We start from the raw sequence: 23,918 nt of genomic DNA, 5'->3' as shown, positions 1-23,918 counted from the left end.
GGATCAGCGCGTGGCGGCGGGAGGCGCCTGCGCAGTGGTTTCAATCAACTGGACGGCGCCGATGGCATACAGCGGGCCGCGAATCGGCGCAGTGAAGCGCAGGCACAGATCGTGGATGCCGGTGCGTGCAGGCAGTGCGGTTTCCAGCGTGAACTGTTCGCCCAGCGTGGCGCTGTTGGGCAATTGCACGCTGGCGATCAGCTCGCCCTCGCAGCCCAGGCGCACTTCCAGCTCGCCGCGGCGCGTCTTGGCCGGGTACTGCACCACCTTGGATTGCTCGTGCGCCAGGCCGAAGTTGTTCGGCAGACGTGCGGCCTCGATGCGTATCGCGCCGATGCCATCCAGGCGCGCCTGCGGATAGAGACGGCAGGCATGGAACAGGTCGACGTTGTAGACCGGCGTGTCGGCGCCGGTCATCTCCGGCAACAACGGCAGGCGCAGGCCGAGCGCACCGGTCTGCACGCAATCGCGCAGGCCCTGGGTGTCCACGCGCAACAGACCGGCACGCTCGAACGTGCGGCTGCGCGTGGCCGCCAGCGCGGTGCCGCCGGCATCGAAGGCGGTGGCCTTGACCGTGGTCGGCAGCTGGATCGTGAACGGCGTCTCGTAGCGCGGCGATGCCGGCGTGGGATCGCTGCCGTCGGTGGTGTAGTGCAGCGTGCCCGCACCGGCCTGGGTGCCGAGTGCCACCTTGGCCGGGCCACCGGCCAGCACCGGGTTGGGGCCGCCTTCCAATGCGATATCGGCGGCGAAGGCGCCGTCGCTGTAGTCGATGCCCAACGCTTTATAGCGCTGCAGCTGGGCCGGCATGCGCGCCAGGAAATCCTTCCAGTTGCGCGCAGCCGCAGGCGACCAGGTGACTTCGGCCACCGCGGACAGCCGCGGGAACAGCGCATGGTCGATATGCCACCTGGATGGAATGTATTCGGACCACAATGCGCCCTGCGCGCCGAGGACATGCGTGGCCTGCTCGGCAGTCAGTGTGCTCGGCACCGGGTCGAAGGCGTAGACCTTGGACAACGGCAGCACGGTCAGGCGGCCGTTGGGCTCGTCGCTGCGGGTGGTTTGCAGGTTGTCCAGATACAGCCAGTCGCCCGGCGCCAGCACCACGTCGTGGCCTTGCTTGGCCGCAGTGACCGCACCCTCGATGCCACGCCACGACATCACCGACGCACTCGCCGGCACGCCGCCTTCCAGAATTTCATCCCAGCCGATCATGCGCCGGCCGTGACTGGTGAGGTAGGCCGCAAGCTGTTCGTTGAACCAGCCCTGCATCGCATGCGCGTCCTTGACCCCCAGCTTGCGCATCTGCGCGCGTACCGCAGGCGAGGCTTCCCATTGATCCTTGACCGCCTCGTCGCCACCGATGTGGATATACGCCGACGGGAACAGGGTCAGCACCTCGTCCAGCACGTTGGTGATGAAGCGCAGGCTGCGTTCGCTGGTGTTGAACAGGTACGGATTGACGCCCCAGTCCACGCCAACCTGGGTGCGCTGGCCGGGCACGCCGACGTCTTCCGGATACGCTGCCACCGCCGCCTGCGCGTGTCCTGGCATGTCCAGCTCCGGCAGCACGGTGATATGCAGGCGGGCCGCGTAGGCAACGATCTCGCTGATCTGCTGCTGCGTATAGAAACCGCCATAGCGCTCCGGCGTGCCGTGCCGGCCGGCGCCCGGCGGTGTGCGCCAGGCGCCCACCTCGGTGAGCTTGGGATAGCGCTTGATCTCGATGCGCCAGCCCTGGTCGTCGGTGAGGTGCCAGTGCAGCACATTGAGCTTGTGCGCGGCCATTGCATCGAGCACATGCTTGACCGTGGCCACGTCGTGGAAGTGGCGGGCCACATCCAGATGCTGGCCGCGCCAGCCGAAACGCGGCCAGTCGCGGATCGCCACCGCCGGCACGGCGACATCGCCCTTGCGCGCGTCCGGCGTCATCAGTTGCCAGGCGCTGATCGCGCCATAGAACAGGCCCGCGCCATCGCGCGCGGCGATGCGGATGCCGTTGCCATCCACGTCCAGGCTATAGCCTTCCTTGTGCGCCACCGGCGCCTGCGGTGTGCGCTCCAGGCGGATGCTGTGCGGCGACGCCGTGGTTTCGGTGCGCACTTCCAGGGTCAGGCCACGGGTGCGTTGCAACAGGCTGGCCAGTGACTCGGCGCTGCGGCGCACCTCGGCATTGCCGATGGGGATGGAGATCACCGTGCCGGTGCCGACGCGGAAGCTGCCATTGCCGCGCCTGGCTTCGGCCGGGGCGGGAATCAGCGGCAGCGGTGCGGTGGTCGCAGGCAATGTCGAGGTGGTGCGGGGGTGGTCCGCAGCCGGCGCGGTCGCCGTCTGGCGCTGGCCACACCCTGCCAACAGCATCGCCGCAAACGGCACTGCAAGCAGGCGCCAGGAACGTGGCCGCGCTGACAGCGGGCGCGACGACACGCTGCCCGGCAACGGCCGCTTGGAGAATGGTGAGCGCAGGTTCGGTGCGGAGTTCGACATCATGCAATCACATCCCGGTGTGGCGGGGGAGACACGGCAGCCACGCACAGTAGCAAAGCCATGCCGGATGACGCAGGGACTGGCGCACGCTTCGTCGGGGTGCGTGCGCTGTTTTGCAGGAACCACGCATCGGTGTGGTTCGCTGCAGGACGGGCGCGGGGAGTGTGCACATCGGCTTGCAGTGGACGCATTCCGATGCGGACACCGCCCGCGCCCGCCAGGCACTGCAGCGGTGCGATGGCGCGTTTAGCGCTGCGCAGTCGGCAATTCGTCCCACACCTTCGGGTCTTCGGCGCCCAGCACCCAGCAGCTGAAACCTTCCAGGCCGTACTGCTTGACCAGGTCGTAGCGTGCCTTGAAGCTGCGTGCGTCCGGGCGGAACACCCACTCGCGCATGTCGTCGCGGTAGAAGTAGAACCACGATTCCTGCTCGACCGGATCCCACTGCACGGTGGCGTTCTGTTCGATCGCCAGCGGGAAGGATTCGTCGGCATCGATATACGTGGCCGAAATATTCGACGCTTCGGTGCCGTCTTCCTTGACCGGATTACCGGTGTACCAGCGGTAGCCGTAGGTGGCGATGCCAAGCGAGAGCTTGTCCTTCGGCACCTGGGTGATGGCGTAGTCCAGATGCTTCTTCATCCACACCATGCCGTCGACCGGGCCCGGCGTGGTCCAGCGGGTGTGCTGGTCGTAGGTCATGATGCTGACCAGGTCCGCGGCCTGGCCCAGCGCCTTCAGGTCGTAGGCACCACGCCAGTATTCCCACATCCACTTGGAGAACTGGCCACCTTCGGCATGGCCCGGTGCATTGGGCACCACCGCCACCGACATCTTGAAGCCGGCCTTGTGCAGTGCATCGGCGGTCTGCTTGACCATCAGCGTATAGGCGTCGCGGTCGGTCCAGGCGATGTTCTCGAAATCGAACTGGAAGCCGTAGTACCTGTGCTGCTTGCCGTGGATCAGCAGCGATTCGATCATGCGCTTCTTGGCGGCTTCGTCGTGCATCAGCTTGTGGAAGCCGTCGCGGCCGGTAGTCATCGACAGGATCGGCATCACCCGCAGGTTCTTCTGCTTGGCGATGTCGTACAGGTACATGTTGGGCGTGCCGTTGACCAGGCCGTTCTGGTCAACGCCGTACCAGGTCGGCACCACCACGTCGATCTTGTCGACATTGGCCAGGAACGAGTTGGTCGATTTCTGCGTGTTCATCAGATAGAACAACGCGGTGGGGGTTTTGGCCAGGGCCGGCGCGCAGACCAGCGCCAGCGCCAGCAGGATCCAGGTCAATCGCTTGCTCATGAAAACAGCATCCGTCAGGGAGTGGAGGAAGAAGAAAGATCGATGCGGAACACGTACGCGCTCTCGCCGACCGGCTTGGCCGGCAATTTCAAGTGCAGGCCGTCGGCGCGTCGTTCGAACGGTATTTTTTTGCCGTTGGCCAGCAGCGTCACGCCGCGCACGCCATCGGCCGGCGTGAGCGAGCGGATCACCGCCTGACCACCGGCCGGCCAGCCGAGCTCGATCGCATACAGCGCGCCATCACGTGTGGTGAAGCGGAAATCTTCGGCGGTGTAGGGCTTGGTCTTGACGTCCTGGAAGGTGCCGCCAACCACTTCGGTCGGGCCTTCGCCGTACACGCGCCACGGCTTGCTGTCGTAGATCGCGCCGCCGTTGGTCTTGAGCCACTTGCCGATCGCCAGCAGGATGCCGCGCTCGGTATCGGGGATCGAGCCATCGGCCCGCGGGCCGATGTTGAGCATCAGGTTGCCGTTCTTGGCCACCACGTCGGCCAGCATGTGGATGATGAAGGTCGGCGACTTGTAGGTGTCGTTCTCGATGTAGCCCCACGACGCATTGCTGACCGAGGTATCGGTCTGCCAGTGGGTGGGATGGATGCCGGTGAGCTGGCCGCGCTCGATGTCCAGCGTGCCGGCGCCTTCCGGGAAGGCGCCGAGCTTGTAGTTCACCACCACGCCGCGATCGGCCTCGGTGCGTGCCGCGCCCTGGTTGTAGTAATACGCCAGCATGGTCGGCAGGCTGCTGCGGAAGGTGGGGTGGGCAATCCACCAGTCGAAATAGATCAGGTCCGGCTGATAGGTATCGATCAGCTCGGTGGTGCGCGCCAGCCAGTCATCCAGCCAGGCCTGCGACACCGGCGTCCAGTCGTTGGCCACATCGGCATCGTCCTTGCCCGGCAGGCGTACCTGCGCCGGGCCGTACAGCGCGGCATAGCGCGGGTCGTTGACGTCCGAGTCGAAGGTGCGCCCGCCGTCGAAGAACCAGTTGTGCTCGGCGCGGTGCGAGGACAGGCCGAAGTGCAGCCCCTGCGCGCGGATCGACCTGGACAACTCGCCCAGCAGATCGCGTTTTGGCCCCATCTTGACCGCGGTCCAGTCCGACAACTTGGAGTCGTACAGCGCAAAGCCGTCATGGTGCTCGGCCACCGGCACCACATAGCGGGCGCCGGAGTCACGGAACAGCTTGGCCCAGCCATTGGGGTCGAACTTGGGCGCGGTGAACTTTGGAATCAGATCCTTGTAGCCGGAGCTCGCCTGCGGCCCGTAGGTCGCCACGTGATGGGCGAACTCCTTGGAGCCTTGCAGATACATGTTGCGCGAATACCACTCGCTGCCGAACGCCGGCACCGAGAACACGCCCCAATGAATGAAGATGCCGAACTTGGCATTGTCGTACCACGCCGGCGATTGATAGGCCTTTAGTGCCGCCCAGTCGGGGCGGAACGGGCCTTTGCGCGCGCCCTGTTCGGCTTCGCGTACCAGCCGTTCGCGTTCGGGTGCGTACTTGGCGGTGGCATTGAGCCACTGCTGGTCGATCTGTTCCGGACTGAGCGTGGTGGCGGTCGGCGCGGTGGGCGATTGCGCGTGCAACGACAGCACCGGGCATGCCACCAGCAGAGCGAGCGCGAGCGCGCGACTCCTGGGTACAGCTCCGGCGTGGCGGCGGGATGGAGCCGCAAACACGCGGCTATCGGTCGTCATGGGAACTGCACTCCTGTTGAGCAAGACGCGCCGGCAATGCTGCAGCCGTGCGTGGATGGCAAAAGCGGGACTGGCCATGCTCCCTCAGCGGCGAAGGGGCGTGGCCAGTACCACTGTTTGGTGCATGCAACGACCTGCCGCCGCAGCGCGCAGGGCAAGTCCAAAAAAAGCGCGCCACCGTGGAGGGGCGGTGGCGCGCCGGTGCTACATCAGAACTTGAAGTTCAGCTGGGCCTGATAACCGCGGCCGTTCTTGTAGAACGCCGTGGGGGTATCGCGGGTGTTGCTGAAGACCCGGTAGGTGGAATCGAGCAGGTTGGTCGCGCCGAAGGTGATGCCCATGTAATCGGTGATCTGGTACGAGGCATTCAGATCCAGCTGCTTGTAGGCATCGGCGAAGTCACGCGATTCCAGCCGGCCGATCTGAGTGAAGTACTTGGAGCGATAGCTGTAGTTCACGCGTACCGTCCAGTCGCCATGTTCCCAGTACGGGATCACGTTGTAGGTGTCGCGCGACAGGTAGGGCAGGTTCAAGCCCGAGCTGGAATCGGATTCGGCGAACGTGTAGTTCGCCTGCAGGCCAAAGCCCAGACCGAAAGTCTGCTGGTAGTTGACCGACACGCCCTTGACCTTGGCATCGGACACATTGACCGGCGTGGTGACCTGATACAGACCGGCAATGGCCGGGGGGGCCGGATTCAGCTGCTGGGAAGTGGTGGTGCTGACGATGTAGGAGCTGATGTCGCGGTAGAACACTTCACCGGACAACATGCTGGACGGAGCGAAATACCACTCGGCTGCCAGATCGTAGTTGGTGGATTCGTACGGCTTCAGATCCGGGTTGCCGCCGTTGGCGGTCAGGTCACCGGTACCGCTGTTGATGGTGAAGGTGCCGGCCAGATCGGCGTAGCGCGGACGTGCGATGACCTTGGCCGCCGAGAAGCGCAGCACGGTGTCGTCGGTGATGTCGTAGGCGATGTTGAAGCTCGGCAGTGCCTTGCGATAGTCGTTGGTCTCAGCGACACGGTCGAAGTTAGTGCCGCCGTCGTTGCTCTGCCAGAACTCGGACTTGTCGGTGGTGTCGACCAGGCGCACGCCGACGTTACCGCGCCACTGGCCGGACTCGAAGTTCAACTGCGTATAGACGTTCTGGGTGATTTCCTTGACCTGGAACGAGGCACCGAAATCGGTGCGGTACGGACCCTGCGGCTGCGACAACAGATAGTTGCGCACGGCATTGAGGCTGGCGGTCGGCCAGGTGGTCAGGTCGCCGCTGGCGCCCAGGCCGTCGTACAGGCTGCTGGGCGTGCTGCCCGGGTTGAACTGTGTCAGCGAGACCGCGTCGGTGGAGTTGATGCGGTTGCCGCGCGCGTCCACGCCATTGTTGTGGTTGATGTACTTGTAGCCGAACTGCAGCTTGGTGAACGGGCCCCACTCAAGGTCGCGCGAGGCGTCCCACTGGAAGTACTTTTCCTCGTCCTTGCTCTTCTGGTACGCGATACCGCCGGCTTGCATGATGCCGGTGTTGGTGCCGGGGATGTTCCCTTGCTGGCCCGGTGCCAGGCCTGCGGGATTACCCGGCAACACCCAGTTCGAGGCGCCGCCGTTGTCGTAGTTCACCGCGGTGTTCTGGCCGTCGAAGGCGTAGTTGTAGCCGCCGTCCTGCATCAGGAACTTCATCAGGTATTCGGGGTTCTTGCCACCTGTGGCCTGCGTGCTGCCGACCTGGCTGGTGAACACCCACTTCTCGCCGGACCAGTCGTGACGCAGGTTCAGGCTCTTGGTGGTGACGGTGCTTTCGCGATAGTTCGCATCCAGCTGCGCGTACGGTTGCCCGGCGGCGCCATCGCTGACCGTGGCCGAGGTCACTACGCCGTTTTCCACGTTGGCGCTGGTGATCTTCTGGCGGTCGTCATTACATGCCGGGCACACATACCGCGCCTGGCTGAAGTTGTTGTACTTGCCCTTGATGTACAGGCCGGTCAGGTTGAACTCGTTCTGCTCATTGGGCTTCCACTGCAACGCACCCTGCAGGCCGCTGCGTTCGCGGGTCTGCTGGAAGAACGCGCTGCTGATGCCGGCCGGCACGCGGGCGGTGGCCACATCGCTGCCGTCGCCGGTGATGGTGGCGCTGGCCGGAATGCCTTCGCCGGTGGTGTAGCCGAAGTATTCGATACCGGCGCGCGCCAGGTCCTGCTTGTCATGCGTGGCGGAGATCAACGCGCCGAAGGTCTCGTCGTCGTTCTTCCAGCTCCACAGCGCCGAGCCGCGCGGATTGCCTTCTTCCGAACGGTCGTTGTAGTTGTAGCCGACCGAGCCGCGGATGGTGTTCTTGGGCAGGTCCAGCGGCTTGCGTGTGTGCACGATCACGGTGCCGCCGATCGAGCCTTCGTCGATGCGCGCTTCCGGGGTCTTGTAGACCTCCATCAGGCCGATGATTTCCGGCGACAGCAGGGTGTAGTTGAAGGTACGGCCGCTGGTGTCGGTCGGGTTGCCGCCCCAGTCGCCAGAGGCGATGGTCTGGCCATTGAGCAGCACGCGGTTCAAGGCCGGGTCGGTGCCGTTGATGCTGACCTTTTCGCCTTCGCCGAACTGGCGATCGACGCTGATGCCCGGCAGGTGCGACAGCGATTCGGCGGCGTTGATGTCCGGGAACTTGCCGATGTCTTCGGCGCTGATCGCATCGACGATCGAGTTGGCCGAGCGCTTGACCGACTGGCTCTTCTCCAGCGATGCGCGGTAGCCGGTGACGGTGATGGTGTCCAGCTCAGTGGTCGCCGACGGTGTGGCGGCAGGAGCCTGTTGGTCTTGTCCGGCAGCCATTGCAGAGCCGGAGCAGTACAGAGCGGCGGTGATACAGAGTGCTAACGTCGTGGTGCGGCTGTGCATGGCTAAACCTCGTTGGTTAGTGCTGTGAGCGCGCCGCCTCTGGAAGGCGTCACGCGCTCGGCGTGGCCGGCAAAACAACACGCCCTGACCGATCGCGGTGACCGCACTGGCGCGCGCCATGAGAGGCGGGTCCAGGTGATTCGCGTGGTAGAGGAGGTGTCCCCCGTGTGGTGAAGCGGTGGAGCGGATGCGACTTCAGCGAGCGAACATCGGGCGATGCCCACTCACGAATCTGGAATGCGCCGACGAGGGAGTCGCCCGTTCTTGAGTACCGAACAGTCCATGGCCCCTCCTGCCAGAACCCCGATTTGGATCGAGTCTCGCGTAGCGTTGACAGCGTTGTCAACACATCGTCACAGATCTCTGAAGCTGCTGCGATTGCGCTGCAATGCAGCATTTCCCGGCGATGCCGCGCAGGGTGCCGCCGCGACCGCGCAGCGCACCAATGCTGTGCCTGCGGTGCGATCGGCTGTTTCTATGGGGAATGGCGCACAGGCCGATACGGCGTCTCGATTTGTGCTGAAATCGTTGCCCGGGGTGCGGATTTTCAGTGGACGATGAAATTGGCGGCATCCTGTTCAAATCGTGATCGCCACGGTTGCGTTACAAGGCGATTACTGACAACGTTGTCTATCCGTGACCGTTCGTCGGATAACGGAAGATGACGCCAGCCCGCGACCACTTATCAGGAGAATGCGTGAGCGCAAGCAGTCCAATGGAAGCGGTGGCCTTTCCACGCCCCGAAACCTTCGTTGCCGCAGACGTTGGCGGGACGCATGTACGCCTGGCGCTGGTGTGCGAAGGCGTCGATCCACGCCAACCGGTCACGGTGCTGGACTATCGCAAGTACCGATGCGCCGATTATCCGGGTCTGGCCGAGATCATGGCCGCGTTCTTTGCGGAGCTGGGCTGCGCACCGGTGATGCGCGGCGTCATCGCCAGTGCCGGTTATGCGCTGGAAGACGGCAGCGTGATCACCGCCAATTTGCCGTGGGTACTGTCGCCGGAGCAGATCCGTCGCCAGCTCGGCATGCAGGCGTTGCATCTGGTCAACGATTTCGAAGCGGTGGCGCATGCGGCCAACTACATGGCCGGCAATCAGGTCATGCAGTTGTCCGGCCCGCCGCAGGGCGCGCCGGGTCCGGCGCTGATACTCGGCCCCGGCACCGGCCTGGGCGCGGCGTTGTGGATTCCCAATGGCGCCAACCCGGTGGTGTTGCCGACCGAGGCCGGCCACGCCGCGCTTGCGGCAGCCAGCGATCTGGAAGTGGCCCTGCTGCAGGAGCTGCGTCGCACGCGCACGCACGTGGCCACCGAGCATCTGCTGTCCGGCCCGGGCCTGTTGAATCTCTACACCGCCCTGGCCGCGCTGCGTGGCGTGCCGGTGGTGCACGCCAGCCCGGCCGACGTTACCGCCGCGGCACTGGCTGGCGAGGACATGCTGGCACGCGACGCGCTACAGGCGTTTTGCGGCTTCATGGGAAGCGTGGTCGGCGACATGATGTTGCTCTACGGCGTGCGCAGCGGCGTCTATCTGGCGGGTGGCTTTCTGCCGCAGATCGCCGCATTCGTGGCCGCAAGCGATTTCGTCGCACGTCTGCTCGACAAGGGCCCATTGCGTCCGGCGCTGGAGCAGGTGCCGGTCAGCATCGTCGAGCACGGCCAGCTCGGTGTAATCGGCGCGGCCAGCTGGTTCCTGCAGCACGGCCGCTGAGCGCCCGCGCAGCTCCAGGTGCAGCCGTCTGGCTGCACCAAACCGATCAACCCCGCATTCCCGTAGGAGCGCACCCGGGCGCGACGAAGCGTGCCCGATAACGCCCCGTCGCGCCCAGGTGCGCTCCTACGAGTCAACGGGGGTGCCGGACCGGCACGCGGTGGACGGGCCTTCAAGACAAGCACGCAGTGGAGGCGGCAATGTCGATAGACTCCGCATTCCCGTAGAAGCGCACCCGATAACGCCCGGTCGCGCCCGGGTGCGCTCCTACGAGTCAACGGGGTGACCGGACCGGCACGCGGTGGACGGGGCCTTCAAGACAAGCACGCAGTGGAGGCGGCAATGTCGATCGACTCCGCATTCCCGTAGGAGCGCACCCGGGCGCGACGAAGCGTGCCCGATAACGCCCGGTCGCGCCCGGGTGCGCTCCTACGACGACACCGCGCTATAGATCCCCGAACCGCGACTGCAGCGCCGCAATCGCCGCCAGCCCCGCCGTTTCGGTGCGCAAGATGCGCGGTCCCAGTTGCAGGCCGCTGAAACCGGCCTCGGCGAGGGTCGTGCGATCGCGCGGCGACCAGCCGCCTTCCGGGCCGATCGCCACGATCACATGCGGTTGCGCGCCCAGCGCCAGGCTGCCCAGGCGATGCTCGCCGTGCGGGTCCAGCGTCAGCCGTAGCGCCTGCGGGTCGCTGGCTCGGGCCGCCTCCTGCAGGCCGTGCGGCGCCGCGATCGTGGGAACGCGTGCACGCCCGGATTGTTCGCAGGCCGACACCACCACGCTGCGCCAATGCGCCAGGCGTTTTTCCATGCGCGCCGGGTCCAGCTTGACCTCGGTGCGCTCGGCGTTGACCGGTACCACCGCCGTCACCCCCAGCTCGGTGGCCTTCTGCAGGATCAGGTCCATCTTCTCGCCGCGCGCGATGCCCTGGATCAGGGTGATCGACAACGGCGATTCGTTGCACAGCGGCTCGACCCGGTCCACCACTGCGCGCGCCTCGCGTTTGCCGGCCAGGGTGATGCGTGCGTGGTAGTCGCTGCCGTCGCCGTTGAACAGGACGCAGGCATCGCCCTCGCGCAGCCGCAGCACGCGCAGCAGGTGATTGGCCGAGGCTTCCGGCAGCGTCAGCTCCTGGTCGCAGTGCAGCGGCAGTGCCACATGGGAACGGGTCAGGCGCATGCAACGGCCTCCTCGATGGCGTGGCGGGTGGTCGCCGCCAACAGCGCAAGTTGCGCGTCGTCCACGCAGTACGGCGGCATCCAGTACAGCACGTCGCCGAGTGGGCGCAGCACCACGCCCTTGTCCAGTGCGGCGCGATAGGCCTTCAGGCCTACCCGTGCCGCAGACGGGAACGGCGTGCGCTTGTCGCCGCCCTGCGTGAGTTCGAAGGCCACGATCATGCCGGCCTGGCGCACGTCCGCCACCGCGGGGTGTTCGCCGATCTGCGCCGCAAGCGCGCTCATGTGCGCGGCGGTGCGCTGGTTGCGTGCAATCACGTCGTCGTCTGCAAAGATCTGCAGGGTCGCCAACGCGGCCGCGCACGCCAGCGGATTGCCGGTGTAGCTATGCGAATGCAGGAACGCACGCTCGCGCGAGTCGTCCAGGAATGCGTCGTACAACTGCTGCGTGGCCAGTACCGCCGACAACGGCAGGAATCCGCCGGTCAGCCCCTTGGACAGGCACAACAGGTCGGGCATGATTCCGGCCTGTTCGCAGGCGAACAGGCTGCCGGTGCGGCCGAAGCCGGTGGCGATCTCGTCGGCGATCAGGAACGCGCCATGCGCATCGCACAGTTCGCGCGCACGGCGCAGGTAGGCCGGGTGATACATGCGCATGCCGCCTGCGCACTGCACGCGCGGCTCCAAGATCAGTGCGCAGATTTCCCCGGGCGATCGTTCGAACACCGCCTGCAGCGCGTCGGCCGCCTGCAGTGCGTAGTCCTCCGCGCTCTGTCCAGGCTCGGCCAGGTAGGCATCGGGCGAGGGCGCAAAGATCGACTCCAGCAGCAACGGCGCATACACGCGCCGATACAACGGAATGTCGCCGACCGACAGCGCGCCGATGGTCTCGCCGTGGTAGCCGTTTTCCAGCGCGACGAAACGCGTGCGGCGATGCTCGCCGCGGTTGTGGAAATAATGGAAGGCCATCTTCAAGGCCACTTCCACGCCGGCCGAGCCGTTGTCGGCATAGAACACCTTGGACAACGGCGCGCGGCCGGCCTGGCGCGGCGCGATCGCCAGCAGGCGCTCGGCCAGCTGCACGGCGGGCGCATGGGTGAAGCCGGCCAGCATCACCTGCTCCAGTTCGCCAGCCTGGCGCGCGATGGCCGCGCCGATGCGCGGCTCGCTATGGCCGAACAGGTTGGTCCACCAACTGCTGACCGCGTCCAGGTAGTGGCGACCGTCGTGGCCGATCAGCCACGCACCATCGCCACGCGCGATCGGCACCAGTGGCAGTGTGTGCGGGTGTTCGCGCATCTGCGTGCAGGGGTGCCACAGCACCTGAAGATCGCGTTGTCGCCAATGTTCGTCAGCTTGGGAGGCTGCCGGGTCTGCTAGGATTTCGGGTTCATGAACATGTCGATGCATACGCCTATTCTATCGGTCGGCTCCGCCGCTGCGTGCTGCGCATGAGCCCGCGCCTGCCGACCATCCACAAGATCACCGATCTGGGTGACGGGCCGTTCCGTCGCCAGCAGCTGGATCTGGAGTTTTCCAACGGCGAGCGTCGCCTCTACGAGCGTCAACTCAGCCAGGGCCATGGCGCGGTGGTGGTGGTGCCGATGCTGGATGCGCAGACCGTGTTGCTGGTGCGCGAGTACGCCGCCGGCGTGCATCGCTACGAGCTGGGCCTGGTCAAGGGCCGCATCGATGCCGGCGAAACGCCGGAGCAGGCCGCCGACCGCGAACTCAAGGAAGAAGCCGGCTACGGCGCGCGCCAGGTGCAGGTGTTGCGCGCAATGACGCTCGCTCCTACTTATATGAGTCACCAATCCTGGTTGGTGCTGGCGCGCGACCTCTATCCCGAGCGCCTGGTCGGCGACGAGCCGGAAGAGATGGAAGTGGTGCCCTGGCCGATCGCCCGTCTGGACGACTTGATGCTGCGCGACGATTTTTCCGAAGGCCGTTCGCTGGCCGCCTTGTTCATTGCGCGCGAGTGGCTGGAGCGCAATCCATGATCCGCATCCCGATGGAACTGCGCGAAACCGTGATCGCCATTGCCCGCGAGGCGGGGGCGGCGATCATGGATGTCTATGCGCAGGATTTCGCGGTGGAGCTCAAGGACGACGCCAGCCCGTTGACCCAGGCCGACCTGGCCGCCAATCGTGTCATCGTTGACGGCTTGCGCCGGGTCACCCCGGATGTGCCGGTGCTGTCGGAGGAATCCGCGCACGTGGCCTGGGAAGACCGGCAGTTCTGGACCAGCTACTGGCTGGTCGATCCGCTCGACGGTACCCGCGAGTTCGTCAAGCGCAACGGCGAGTTCAGCGTCAACATCGCACTGATCCACATGGGTGCGCCGGTGCTCGGCGTGGTGCAGGCGCCGGTCGATGGCCGGGTCTGGTATGCCGCCCGGGGCGAGAATGCCTACCGCCGCGATGGCGATCGCGACGAGATGCTGCATACGCGCACGCCGGCGGCCACGCCGCTGCGGGTCGCCGCCAGTCGCTCGCATCGCGACGCGCGCACCGCCGCCGCGCTGGAGCGCATGGGCCAGATCGACGTGGTCGCGCAAGGGTCGTCGTTGAAGTTCTGCCGCATCGCCGAGGGCGACCTGGACGTGTATCCGCGCTTCGGCCCCACCTCCGAGTGGGACACCGCGGCCGGCCAGTGCGTGCTGCATGCCGCCGGCGGTGTGCTGCTGGCCGGCGGCACCGGCAAACCGTTCCGTTACAACCGCCGCGACACCTTGCTCAATGGCGATTTCATCGCGCTGGGCGATCCCAATCTGCCGTGGCGCAGCTGGCTGGTGTGAGCAGCGCTGGCGGCCTGCGCGCTCGCCGGATGGCTCCGGTGGCGGCGCGTAGTGCCGACGCCGCCATGTCCGGCGCAGTGCTTCCCCATCGCCTGCCATCAGCTGCTACGGCACGTGCCGGCGGCATCGCCTTGGCACGCCACTCAGCTGCACCACACCTATCAGGAAGACACCATGTCTGAGTCCCCGCCGACCGGCGACATCCAGCGCTTGCTGCAACTGATGGCGCGTCTGCGCGATTCTGAGCATGGCTGCCCGTGGGATGTGGAGCAGACCTTCGCCAGCATCGCCCCGTACACCATCGAGGAAGCCTACGAAGTCGCCGACGCCATCGACCGTAACGACCTTGCGGGTCTGCGCGACGAGTTGGGCGACCTGCTGCTGCAAGTGGTCTTCCATTCGCAGATGGCCGCCGAGCAGGGCGCATTCGGATTCGCCGAGGTGGTCGCCACGCTCAGCGACAAGCTGGTGCGCCGCCATCCGCATGTCTTCGCCGAGCAGCGCGCCGACGACGCGCAGGCGGTGAGCGCCAACTGGGAGCAGATCAAGCGTGCCGAACGTCGCGCAGCGGGCCATCAGGACGACTCCGCACTCGCCGGCATCGCACGCGGCCTGCCGGAGTGGCAGCGCTCCACCAAGCTGCAATCGCGCGCGGCTCGGGTCGGCTTCGATTGGCCTGGCCCGGCGCCGGTGCTGGAAAAATTGCAGGAAGAAATCGAAGAGCTGCGCGTGGAGTTTGCCCGTGGTGCGGTCGCCGACAACCAGGCACGGCTGGAAGACGAACTCGGCGATGTGTTGTTCGTCTGCGCCAACCTGGCGCGCCATGCCAAGGTCGACGTGGGAGCGGCGCTGCGGCATGCCAATCTCAAGTTCGAGCGCCGCTTCCGCGCCATGGAGGCGCAGGCACAGGCGGATGGCACCGCGCTGGCCGCGCTATCGCTGCACGAGCAGGAGGCGCTGTGGCAACAGGTCAAGCGCGGCGAACGAGGCAGCGCTCCATCCATTCCCGACCAACCGGGCGCCGCGACGCCTGTCACTGCCACGCCGGTGCGCAGCGATCGGGCACCCGACCTCTCGGCGCAGCAACAGGCTGATGTCGACACGCAGGGCCTGGACAGGTCAGGCCGCGCGTGAATTTCGCACCGAGCACGCTGCTGCTGTTCGCCGCCACCGCGGTCGCCGAGCTGGTCGGTTGCTACCTTCCTTATCTGTGGCTGCGCAAAGGCGGCAGCATCTGGTTGTTGCTGCCGACGGCATTGAGCCTGGCCATCTTCGTCTGGTTGTTGAGCCTGCATCCCGATGCCAGCGGGCGGGTGTACGCCGCCTATGGCGGGGTCTATATCGCCAGCGCACTGCTGTGGCTGTGGTGGGTGGACGGAGTGGCGCCGACGCGTTGGGATCTGCTGGGCGCCGCCTGCTGCCTGCTTGGCATGGCGATCATCATGTTCTCGCCGCGCAGCGCCTGAGCGCGTACGCGCGCCGGCGTCTGCGCGGCGCAAACCACGGCTGCCTGCTCGGTGCGGTGGGACGCAATGAAGACCAGGTGCCCCGGGGTGGCGAGCCACCGCGGCACTTGCGTGGCCGCGATCGTAGACGCCGACGGTCGCGCGCGACGGACAGGCGGGCAGGCGGACAACTGCTTCATCGCACGCAATAGGTGGGGGCGTTCAAGGCGTTGGTCACCACGGCCAACCGACAGGGCGCGGCCGCGCACTGCCGCGTACTGCGCCGTTCCCCCAAGCGCGGCCGGGCGGCGATAATGGACCTCTTTCCCTTGGACCGGTGCGCATGACCCAGAAGACCATCCTCAACGACACCCATCGTGCGCTTGGCGCCAAGATGGTCGACTTCGGCGGTTGGGACATGCCGATCCACTACGGCTCGCAGCTGGACGAGCACCACCAGGTGCGTCGCGATGCCGGCATGTTCGACGTCAGCCACATGACCGTGGTCGACCTGCACGGTCCACGCGTGCGCGCGTTCCTGCGCTACCTGCTCGCCAATTCGGTGGACAAGCTCAAGGTCTCCGGCAAGGCGCTGTACACGTGCATGCTCAATCCGCAGGGCGGGGTGATCGACGATCTGATCGTCTACTTCCTGCGCGAGGACTTCTTCCGCCTGGTGGTCAACGCCGCCACCCGCGAAAAGGACATGCAGTGGATCGGCGAGCAGGCTGCCCGCTTCGAGGTGCGTGTGGAAGAGCGCGGCGACTTTGCGATGATCGCCGTGCAAGGCCCCAACGCACGCGCCAAGGTCATCGCGCTGGTGGACCCGGCCGATACCGCAGCGGCCAGCAAGCTCGGCCGTTTCGCAGCGCTGCAGACGCGCTCGCGCGAGGGCGTGGAGCTGTTCCTGGCGCGTACCGGCTACACCGGCGAAGACGGTTTCGAAATCGTGTTGCCGCAGGAGGCCGCGGTGGGGTTCTGGAACGCCCTGCTTGCACAGGGCGTCAAGCCGGCCGGCCTGGGCGCGCGCGATACCTTGCGCCTGGAAGCCGGCATGAATCTCTACGGCCAGGACATGGACGACACGGTCAGTCCATACGAGGCAGCGCTGGCCTGGACGATCGCCCTGGACGAAGGCCGCGACTTCGTCGGTCGCGCCGTGCTCGAGTCGCAAAAGGCGCAGGGCGCACCGCGTCAGCTGATCGGTGTGGTGATGGATGAGAAGGGCGTGCTGCGGCATGGCCAGACCGTGCTCAGTGCCAGCGGCGAAGGCGAGATCCTGTCCGGCACGTTCTCGCCCACCCTCGGCAAGGCGATCGCATTCGCGCGCGTGCCGGCCGGCAGCATCGACGACTTGCGCGTGGACATCCGTGGCAAGCAGGTGCCGTTGCGCGCGGTGAAGTTTCCGTTCGTGCGCGACGGCCAGGCGCAGCCCGGCGTCCTTGGCGAGTGAGTCAAACGCTGCCGGGCAGGTCAACGTCCGGCAGCGTGCAGCATCCATCGCCGCCAATCGGCCGGCACGCGCGTGCACCTGTGTTGTCGTGCGGTCTAAACTAGCCACCTGTCCCCAACCCATCAGTTTCCCCGGAGCACACCCATGAGCGAGATCCCTGGCGACCTCAAGTTCCTCAAATCCCACGAGTGGGCCCGCGTCGAAAGCAGCGGCCGCGTGACCGTCGGCATCTCCGACCATGCGCAGGGCTTGCTGGGCGACTTGGTCTACGTCGAACTGCCGGGCGTCGGCGACACCGTGCAGGTCGGCAATGGCGCAGCGGTGGTGGAGTCGGTCAAGGCCGCCTCGGACGTCTACAGCCCGGTCAGCGGTACCGTCGTCGAGGTCAACAGCGCACTCACCGACAAGCCGGAAACCATCAACGAGGACGCCTACGGCGATGGCTGGATCTTCGTGGTCGAACTCGACGACAAGGAAGAGCTCAACGATCTGCTGTCGCCGGACGACTACGCCGAGCTGCTGGAAGACGACGCGCACTGACCTCGCTTCGCACGTCGCACCAAAAAATCCGGATGGCCGCTCGTTGGAGCGGCCATTTTTTTTGCCTGCGCGGCGGTGGCAGCACGCCGTCCCCGCCTGGCGATGGCGTGCGCGTTGCCGATCGGCGTGCAACCGGCCAGCGACGGCCGTCGATCGCAGTCCAGGTGTTTGTCGATGTTCGACAGCGACGACCTCGCCGGGAACATGCGCACGCCACATCGTCGAGCACGACGCGACTGTCGCGGTGTCGGATTTCTGGCGTGAGCCAGTCGTGAGGAGAGGGCGTGCAGCCGGTGAAAAACGGTTGCCGCATCGCGTGCATCCAACCTCGGACACGGTGTGCAACGCATGCCGTTGGCAGCGCATGCCGATGCACATACGGGGCGAGAACTGCGCAAGAAGTTTGCGCATTTCTGCTTGTGCGACGCCTTGAGCAAGGTTGGCGGATAAAAAATTTTCAGCTGGCGGACAGGCGGCGCACGCTGCGGCGACCACGCCTGCGCCGCGACGTCGGTGCAGTGGGGAGCATCGCGCTTGTTTGCCTCGCAAAAAAAAAACAGCACAAAAGAAGTGCTTTTTTGAAAACGTCGTTGCACCACTGCATGCGAAGGGCAGCTGCGCGTGCCATCGCGCGGCGTCTTGGGACCACCTCGACAGGACACATCGCCACCAGCTGTCGAAAAAAAAATGCAAAAGAGTGTTGACAGTAAAAAAAAGCGTGATTAGGTTTCGCCCAGCAGACGTTGCTGCGAAAGAGAGTGAGCAGAATCGACACCAAGCCGACACGCTTGTTCCCGATGTCCACCAAAGCGTTATCCACGGTGGAGTTGGGTCCGCTTCTCTCCAAGAAAGCAGCAGTCGCTCCGATCACGCACCCGCGTCGCTGTCTGATGCGGGTGTTTCTGTATCCGTCCCGTCGCGCATTACCTGCGGACGGTTCCCGACGACGGCGTGCCGTTGCGGGGTTTGCTTCAACTGGGCGTTTCACCTCCATAGTTCACTGACGAGGAGCCAATTACATGGCCACTGCAAAAGCTGCGAAAAAGAAACCCACTGCCAAGAAGGCAGTGAAGAAGACTGCCGCCAAGAAGGCAGTCAAGAAGGTCGCCAAAAAGGCAACCGCCAAGAAGGCAGTGAAGAAGACTGCTGCCAAGAAGGCCGTCAAGAAGACTGCAAAGAAGGCAACCGCCAAGAAGGCAGTGAAGAAGACTGCAAAGAAGGCAACCAAGAAGACTGCCGCCAAGAAGGCAGTGAAGAAGACTGCAAAGAAGGCGATCAAGAAGACCGCCGCCAAGAAGGCCGTCAAGAAGACCGCCAAGAAGGCAGTGAAGAAGACCGCGAAGAAGGCAGTTGCCAAGAAGGCGACCAAGAAGTCCGCCACCAAGAAGACTGCCGCCAAGAAGCCTGCTGTGAAGAAGGTCGCCAAGAAGAAGCCGGCCGTTCGCAAGAAGAAGGCCGCTCCGGTCGCGCTGCCCGCAACCCCGGCGCCGCTGATCTGATCTGCATTACCCGATCGCCGTAGACATCGAGCTCTCTCCCCGACGCCCAGCGGGGAGGGAGCTTTTTTATTGGCTCGCCCACGGCGGCCATGATCCGGTGAATGCCGATCGCGCGCAGACAGTCGCAGTCCATCGCCATCCGGTACCAGGGTGACCTGCTCGGGCCGCGTGGCACGGCATAACGCCAGCAGACCTGGATAACCGTCGCGCGGTGGCGCAAACCGATTGCGATCACCCAACGCATCGCGCGCCGCTTGGCGGGATGTCAGGCCGGGTGACTGTGCCTATCGCCGCACTGGCGCCAATGGCCGTTCGCCACTCGCCACTCGCTTCCCGGGTCCAGTGCTGCTGGTGGACTCGGCTGCTGCGCCGCCCGCGCAACGGGCCATCGTCTGTCCCGACCGGTAGTGCCGCCATCGCTTGGTGTCGCGCTGATGTGTCGGTCAGTGCGAAGCGGGAGAGATGCACTCGGTCGCATCGCGCGGAAGGTGAGTTGTCCGCTCGCTTCTTGGCTAGCTCCTTTGCGCGCACGCGACAAGGTTGTCCAGGCATGCGTTGGCCATGATCGGTAGCCATGGCGATGGAGCGATGGTTAGCCTGCCGGCCACCGATGTCCAAACACTCGACCCGGTCCCGCTGCGGGCCAGAAACAACACAGGCGGCCGAAGCCGCCTGTGTGCGAGAGCGTAGCAAGCTCCGCTTAGCGCGGGGATGCCACCGACTTGCCGGACGAGGCACCCTTGCCGGCAGGATCGGGACGCTCGGCCAGCATGTTCTCGCTGCCGAAGTCGCCATCCACGTCGATGTCCAGCCAACGCTTGGCAGGCAGGCCCAGCGCACGATCCAGAATGGTCGGCAACATGCCGGAGGGCAGGCCGCTCTCGCCGTTCCACATGATCGCGATGCCGAGATCGCGCTCGGGCAGCAGCGCGACCAGGCCGCGATAGCCCTGCACCGCGCCGGCATGGAAGACGACCTGGTGGCCGGCGTAGTCGAACACGCGCCAGCCCAGCGCGTAGCTGGCAGCGTCCACACGCTCGTGGCGCCAACCCGAGCGCATCTCCCCTGGCGTGGAGATCAGCGGCGCGTGCAGCGTCGCCAGCAGCGGCGCAGGCAGCACGTCGGTGCGGTGGCCGGTGTGCGCGAGCAGCCACTGCGCCATATCGCTGGCGCTGGCATTGACGCCGGCAGCGGGAGCAAGACGGTAGTAGGTCGGCTTGGGCGTCAGCGACACCCAGCCGTTGCGGCTGCGCACGTGCGGGCGCGCCCAGCGCGGGCTGGCCTGGATACCGGCCAGTCCCATGCTCGCATCGTTCATGCCCAGCGGCTTGAAGATGCGGCGCTCCACCGACTGCTCGTAGAAGCTGCCCGATGCAGCGAACACCACATCCCCGACCAGGCTGAAGGCCACGTTCTGGTATGCATAGCAATCGCCCGGGGCGCAGCGCAGCGGCGCGGCGGCCAGCTTGTGGCTGAGCGAGTAGTAGTCGACGTTCGATTCGATATCGTTGTCGTAGGCATTGCGGGTCAGCCCGACGCGGTGGCTGAGCACCTCGGCGACGGTGAGTTGCCGGGTGGCGACGTTATTGCTGAGCTGGAAGCCGGGGACGTAGTCCACCACCTTGCTGTCCCAACGCAGCACGCCGTCGTTGACCAGCAACCCGGCCATGGTGCCGGCAAACGCCTTGGACAGCGATGCAAGACGGAACACGGTGTGGGCATCGACCGGCTGCGGGTGATTGACGTCGGTGACGCCGTAGCCGCGCGCGCTGAGCACCTTGCCGCCCTGCACGATGGCCATCGCCATGCCGGGCAGGCGATTGCCGTAGGTCAACTGGTTGGCCATCGATTCGAACGCGGCCACGTCGAAACCGGCCGCCGGGGCAAGCACCTGGCTGGCCGGGAGCGATGCACGGTATTGCAGCGGAGCGGTGGGCGACTGCACGATGGCGGCCGGCTGCAGCGCAGAGGCAGCGGGCGCGGGTGTCTGTGCGGTGGAAGAGAGGGCCAGAGGCAATAACGCCCCGAGCAGCCCGATGGCCAACGGTCGGAACCGTCGGCGCCTGCGCATTTGAGTCATGGTTGTCCCGCCTGTTCCGCTGCCTCCGATGATTCTAGCGCTGCGCTTCGCAATAGCACAAACTGCCGGAAGATGAATGGGCATCATATTGATCCTATTGACGATTTTAGGTTCATAAATCGGCCTGCGCGGCGCCTTTCCAGCGCCACTGGGAGCCCGTGCGGAAGCAAATGCAAGCAGCGTGCCTGCTCCAGCCGCGATCGATTTGCTGCGTCCTGCCCGCTGCCGCTGGTGATGCAGCGCGGCATCGGCTAACTTGCGCGCTTGTTTCGCGGGGTGCCGCCGCTGCCATGTCCTTGCTGTCGCGCCCGTTGATGCGAGCGAGCTTCACCCTATGACCAGCCCATCTTCGCCGCGCTCGGCGGCTGGCCGTTTGAACGCGGCGCTGCGCAGCTCGCCGCCGCTGGCATGGTCGTTCCTGTACTTCTTCTGCCTGCTCAGCGGCTACTACGTGCTGCGCCCGGTGCGCGAGGCGATGAGCGCGTCGGCGGATGTGGAAGCGATCTTCCCCACCGGCATGATCGCCTTCTTCGCCGCGCACGGTATGCCGCTCAAGGACTTCACCCTGCAGGTGCTGTTCACCTGCACCTTCCTGATCATGGTGCTGCTGCAGCCGGTCTACGGCGCGCTGGTCAGCCGCTATCCGCGCCGGGTGTTCCTGCCGGCGGTCTATGGCTTCTTCATCGCGACCCTGCTGCTGTTCTATGTGTTGTTCGACAGTGGCGTGCCCGGGCGCGGCATGGCGTTCTTCTTGTGGGTGACCGTCTTCAACCTGTTTGCGGTGGCGGTGTTCTGGAGCTTCATGGCCGACGTCTTCAGCAATGCCGAAGCGCGCAGCTACTACGGTTATATCGGTGCGGCCGGAACGCTGGGTGCGTTTCTCGGGCCGATCCTCACCCGCACCCTGGTCGAACGCATCGGCATCGCGCATCTGATGCTGGTGTCGGCCGGGTTTTTGGCGGTCTGCGTGGTCTGCGTGCTGCGCCTGCGCTTGTGGGCGGTTGCGCGCGAGCAGCAGCGACAGCTGAGCTCCGGCGAAGTGCCGATGGGCGGCGATGTGCTGGGCGGGCTCAAGTTGATCGTGCGCGAGCCGTTGCTGCGCTGGCTGGCCTTCATGGTGTTGTTCGGTGTGGGCGTCGGCACCTTGCTCTACAACGAGCAGGCGGCGCTGGTACGGCGGCTTTACAGCGACGCGGCGGCGGCCACCGCCTATTACGCGAGCATCGACTTGGCAATCAATGCGCTTACCCTGGTGCTGCAGCTGCTGGTGACGCGCGCGCTGTTGTCGCGTTTCGGCATCGCGCCGGCGCTGCTGATTCCGGGCGTGGCGATCACGCTGGGCTATGCCGTGCTGACGGCCTCGCCGTTGCCGATGATGCTTGCGATCGTGCAGGTGATCACCCGCTCCAGCGAGTTCGCCCTCGCCAAGCCGGCGCGCGAGACCTTGTACACGCGGGTGGATCGGCAGTGGCGCTACAAGGCCGGTGCGGCGATCGACACCGTGATCTACCGCGGTGGCGATCTCACCTTCGTCTGGGTGCACAAGCTGGTGTCGGCCTTCGGCTCCAGCGCAGTGTTCGGTGTCGGCCTGCTGGTGGCCTCGTGCATGACCCTGGGCGCGTTCGGCCTGCTGCGCGAGGCGCGCAAACTGCCCGCAGAGCGCGATGCGGAGACTGGCAATCAGGTCTCCGACTAGGAGCGGTCAACACGCGGCCTGGCTGCGGGGCCCTTGCCCGCCCACCCTCGCGGGACACGCCGCAAGTACGTCCTCGTAGGCTCTTACGCGGCATCCATGCCGCGTAAGGTCCCGCGACGGTGGGCGGGCAAGGACCGGTCGAGATGGTCGGTGCGCACAGGCAAGCAGGGCATGAACGGCGTGTCCCGCAACCGGAGAGGGCACTGCGTGCTCGGCTGACTGAGCTTTTGACCTTGGCGGTGGGCTGCACCTAAGCGATGCCGCTGTTTGAACTAGCCGCGTTTGCCTTTGGGCGAGCGTGGCGAGCAGATAGATCAGGTGTAGAGCGCTTGATCTGCAACTTGGCTGCAGCACTTGTGCCCGCGCAACAACCATCGCAGGACACGCCGCCGATGTCCGCAGCCGCGACGCCCGATCATGCATGCAGGTCCTACACATCCCCCGTCTCTTGCCGGCGCGCCGGGTTCCGCCGCCTGTTCCGAGTAGCAGGGCCGCAATCGCGGCTATGCTGGCCGCCACATCCACCATGCCGGTCTGCCATGTCCCTGTTCGCCATCGTCGCTGGTCTGTGTGTCGCTCTGCTGCACGTCTACATCATGGTGTTGGAGATGGTCCTGTGGACGCGGCCGCTGGGCCTGAAGACCTTTCGTAATACCTTCGAGAAGGCACAGGCCACGCGCGTGCTGGCAGCCAACCAGGGGCTGTACAACGGCTTCCTGGCTGCGGGACTGTTCTGGGGTGCTTTGCAGGCCCGGGCCGATGTGCTTGGCTTCTTTCTGGGATGTGTCGTCGTGGCAGGCTGTTACGGCGCCTGCAGCGTCAACCGTCGCATCTTCGTCGTGCAGGCGTTGCCCGCGCTGATTGCCCTGGCCTTGCTGTGGTTGCCGCGCTGAGGCGGCCTTCCCCGCCTTCTGTAGGAGCGAACCCGGCCGCGACGGGGCGTCACCGGTAATGCCTCATCGCGGCCAGGTCCGCTCCTACCTTGGCAGCACGCTGAGGCTGCAGGCGCGGTGAACTGGCCGAAGACCACGGCGACAGGCAGGCAGCCGCGAGATGGTCGGTCTCTACACCAGCCGGTCTCCACACACGACGACGGCGGGCCGAAGCCCGCCGTCGTCTGCTGTCACCTTGCCCT

The 23,918-nt window shown here is 65.7% G+C and carries 17 protein-coding genes and 1 pseudogene; 10 read left to right on the top strand and 8 right to left on the bottom strand.

The window, feature by feature from the left end; translation table 11 throughout:
* Positions 1-3: 3 nt before the first annotated feature.
* From CPBF1521_RS17120 to CPBF1521_RS17105, 4 genes are all read right to left on the bottom strand, one after another.
* Positions 4-2,442 (bottom strand): family 20 glycosylhydrolase, encoded by a 2,439-nt coding sequence (locus tag CPBF1521_RS17120; RefSeq protein ID WP_181901280.1) that lies wholly within the window; start codon positions 2,440-2,442, stop codon positions 4-6.
* Positions 2,443-2,736: 294 nt separating this feature from the next.
* Positions 2,737-3,792, bottom strand: a complete 1,056-nt coding sequence (locus tag CPBF1521_RS17115) for a glycosyl hydrolase family 18 protein (RefSeq protein WP_115677703.1) — start codon at positions 3,790-3,792, stop codon at positions 2,737-2,739.
* A gap of 14 nt (positions 3,793-3,806) precedes the next feature.
* Positions 3,807-5,492, bottom strand: coding sequence for an alpha-L-fucosidase (locus CPBF1521_RS17110; RefSeq protein WP_115677702.1), 1,686 nt, complete (start codon positions 5,490-5,492; stop codon positions 3,807-3,809).
* Between the two features lie 209 nt (positions 5,493-5,701).
* Positions 5,702-8,380 carry a TonB-dependent receptor gene (locus CPBF1521_RS17105; protein ID WP_115677701.1) on the bottom strand — a complete coding sequence of 893 codons (2,679 nt, stop codon included), beginning with the start codon at positions 8,378-8,380 and terminating at the stop codon, positions 5,702-5,704.
* 715 nt (positions 8,381-9,095) lie between these two features.
* Here CPBF1521_RS17105 and CPBF1521_RS17100 point away from each other — a divergent pair.
* The gene (locus CPBF1521_RS17100; protein ID WP_181116100.1) at positions 9,096-10,094 is read left to right on the top strand and encodes a glucokinase family protein; all 999 of its coding nucleotides are present in this window, start codon (positions 9,096-9,098) and stop codon (positions 10,092-10,094) included.
* A gap of 445 nt (positions 10,095-10,539) precedes the next feature.
* On the opposite strand, the gene CPBF1521_RS17095 is transcribed toward CPBF1521_RS17100, so the two are convergent.
* On the bottom strand, positions 10,540-11,274 hold the full coding sequence (locus CPBF1521_RS17095; protein WP_115677700.1) for a 16S rRNA (uracil(1498)-N(3))-methyltransferase: 735 nt from the start codon (positions 11,272-11,274) through the stop codon (positions 10,540-10,542).
* Positions 11,265-12,683: an adenosylmethionine--8-amino-7-oxononanoate transaminase gene (gene bioA, locus CPBF1521_RS17090; protein ID WP_104582983.1), complete on the bottom strand. Its 1,419-nt coding sequence runs from the start codon at positions 12,681-12,683 to the stop codon at positions 11,265-11,267. Before bioA ends, CPBF1521_RS17095 begins: the two co-directional genes overlap by 10 nt.
* Before the next feature lie 41 nt (positions 12,684-12,724).
* Here bioA and nudE point away from each other — a divergent pair, with 41 nt between their 5' ends.
* From nudE to CPBF1521_RS17050, 7 genes are all read left to right on the top strand, one after another.
* Positions 12,725-13,273, top strand: coding sequence for an ADP compounds hydrolase NudE (gene nudE / locus CPBF1521_RS17085; RefSeq protein ID WP_164739160.1), 549 nt, complete (start codon positions 12,725-12,727; stop codon positions 13,271-13,273).
* Positions 13,270-14,070, top strand: coding sequence for a 3'(2'),5'-bisphosphate nucleotidase CysQ (gene cysQ / locus CPBF1521_RS17080; RefSeq protein WP_104582985.1), 801 nt, complete (start codon positions 13,270-13,272; stop codon positions 14,068-14,070). Before nudE ends, cysQ begins: the two co-directional genes overlap by 4 nt.
* Before the next feature lie 174 nt (positions 14,071-14,244).
* Complete coding sequence (gene mazG / locus CPBF1521_RS17075; protein WP_328589317.1) at positions 14,245-15,204, top strand: nucleoside triphosphate pyrophosphohydrolase; 960 nt, start codon at positions 14,245-14,247, stop codon at positions 15,202-15,204.
* Complete coding sequence (locus CPBF1521_RS17070; protein WP_115677699.1) at positions 15,201-15,536, top strand: YnfA family protein; 336 nt, start codon at positions 15,201-15,203, stop codon at positions 15,534-15,536. The genes mazG and CPBF1521_RS17070 overlap by 4 nt, the downstream gene beginning before the upstream one ends.
* Positions 15,537-15,858: 322 nt before the next feature.
* Entirely contained in the window at positions 15,859-16,968 is a 1,110-nt protein-coding gene (gcvT, locus tag CPBF1521_RS17065; protein WP_115677698.1) for a glycine cleavage system aminomethyltransferase GcvT, read from the top strand.
* 144 nt (positions 16,969-17,112) lie between these two features.
* Positions 17,113-17,508 (top strand): glycine cleavage system protein GcvH, encoded by a 396-nt coding sequence (gene gcvH / locus CPBF1521_RS17060; RefSeq protein WP_104533961.1) that lies wholly within the window; start codon positions 17,113-17,115, stop codon positions 17,506-17,508.
* Positions 17,509-18,527: 1,019 nt separating this feature from the next.
* The gene (locus tag CPBF1521_RS17050; protein ID WP_115677696.1) at positions 18,528-19,007 is read left to right on the top strand and encodes a histidine biosynthesis protein HisIE; all 480 of its coding nucleotides are present in this window, start codon (positions 18,528-18,530) and stop codon (positions 19,005-19,007) included.
* A 77-nt stretch (positions 19,008-19,084) separates the two neighbouring features.
* Here CPBF1521_RS17050 and CPBF1521_RS17045 read toward each other — a convergent pair.
* Both CPBF1521_RS17045 and CPBF1521_RS17040 read right to left on the bottom strand, forming a co-directional pair.
* Positions 19,085-19,234 (bottom strand): annotated as a pseudogene (locus CPBF1521_RS17045) (pyridoxine 5'-phosphate synthase); the annotation flags it as partial.
* A 473-nt stretch (positions 19,235-19,707) separates the two neighbouring features.
* Positions 19,708-21,087, bottom strand: coding sequence for a serine hydrolase domain-containing protein (locus CPBF1521_RS17040; RefSeq protein WP_104582989.1), 1,380 nt, complete (start codon positions 21,085-21,087; stop codon positions 19,708-19,710).
* A 334-nt stretch (positions 21,088-21,421) separates the two neighbouring features.
* On the opposite strand from CPBF1521_RS17040, the gene CPBF1521_RS17035 reads away from it, so the two are divergent.
* On the top strand, positions 21,422-22,783 hold the full coding sequence (locus CPBF1521_RS17035; protein ID WP_115677695.1) for an NTP/NDP exchange transporter: 1,362 nt from the start codon (positions 21,422-21,424) through the stop codon (positions 22,781-22,783).
* A 539-nt stretch (positions 22,784-23,322) separates the two neighbouring features.
* Positions 23,323-23,676: a DUF1304 domain-containing protein gene (locus tag CPBF1521_RS17030; RefSeq protein ID WP_115677694.1), complete on the top strand. Its 354-nt coding sequence runs from the start codon at positions 23,323-23,325 to the stop codon at positions 23,674-23,676.
* Positions 23,677-23,918 lie beyond the last annotated feature (242 nt).

This window comes from Xanthomonas euroxanthea, from assembly GCF_900476395.1.
Taxonomy (GTDB): Bacteria; Pseudomonadota; Gammaproteobacteria; order Xanthomonadales; family Xanthomonadaceae; genus Xanthomonas; species Xanthomonas euroxanthea.
Note: the sequence above shows the minus strand (reverse complement) of the source record. Positions and strands in the feature narration are given on the sequence as shown.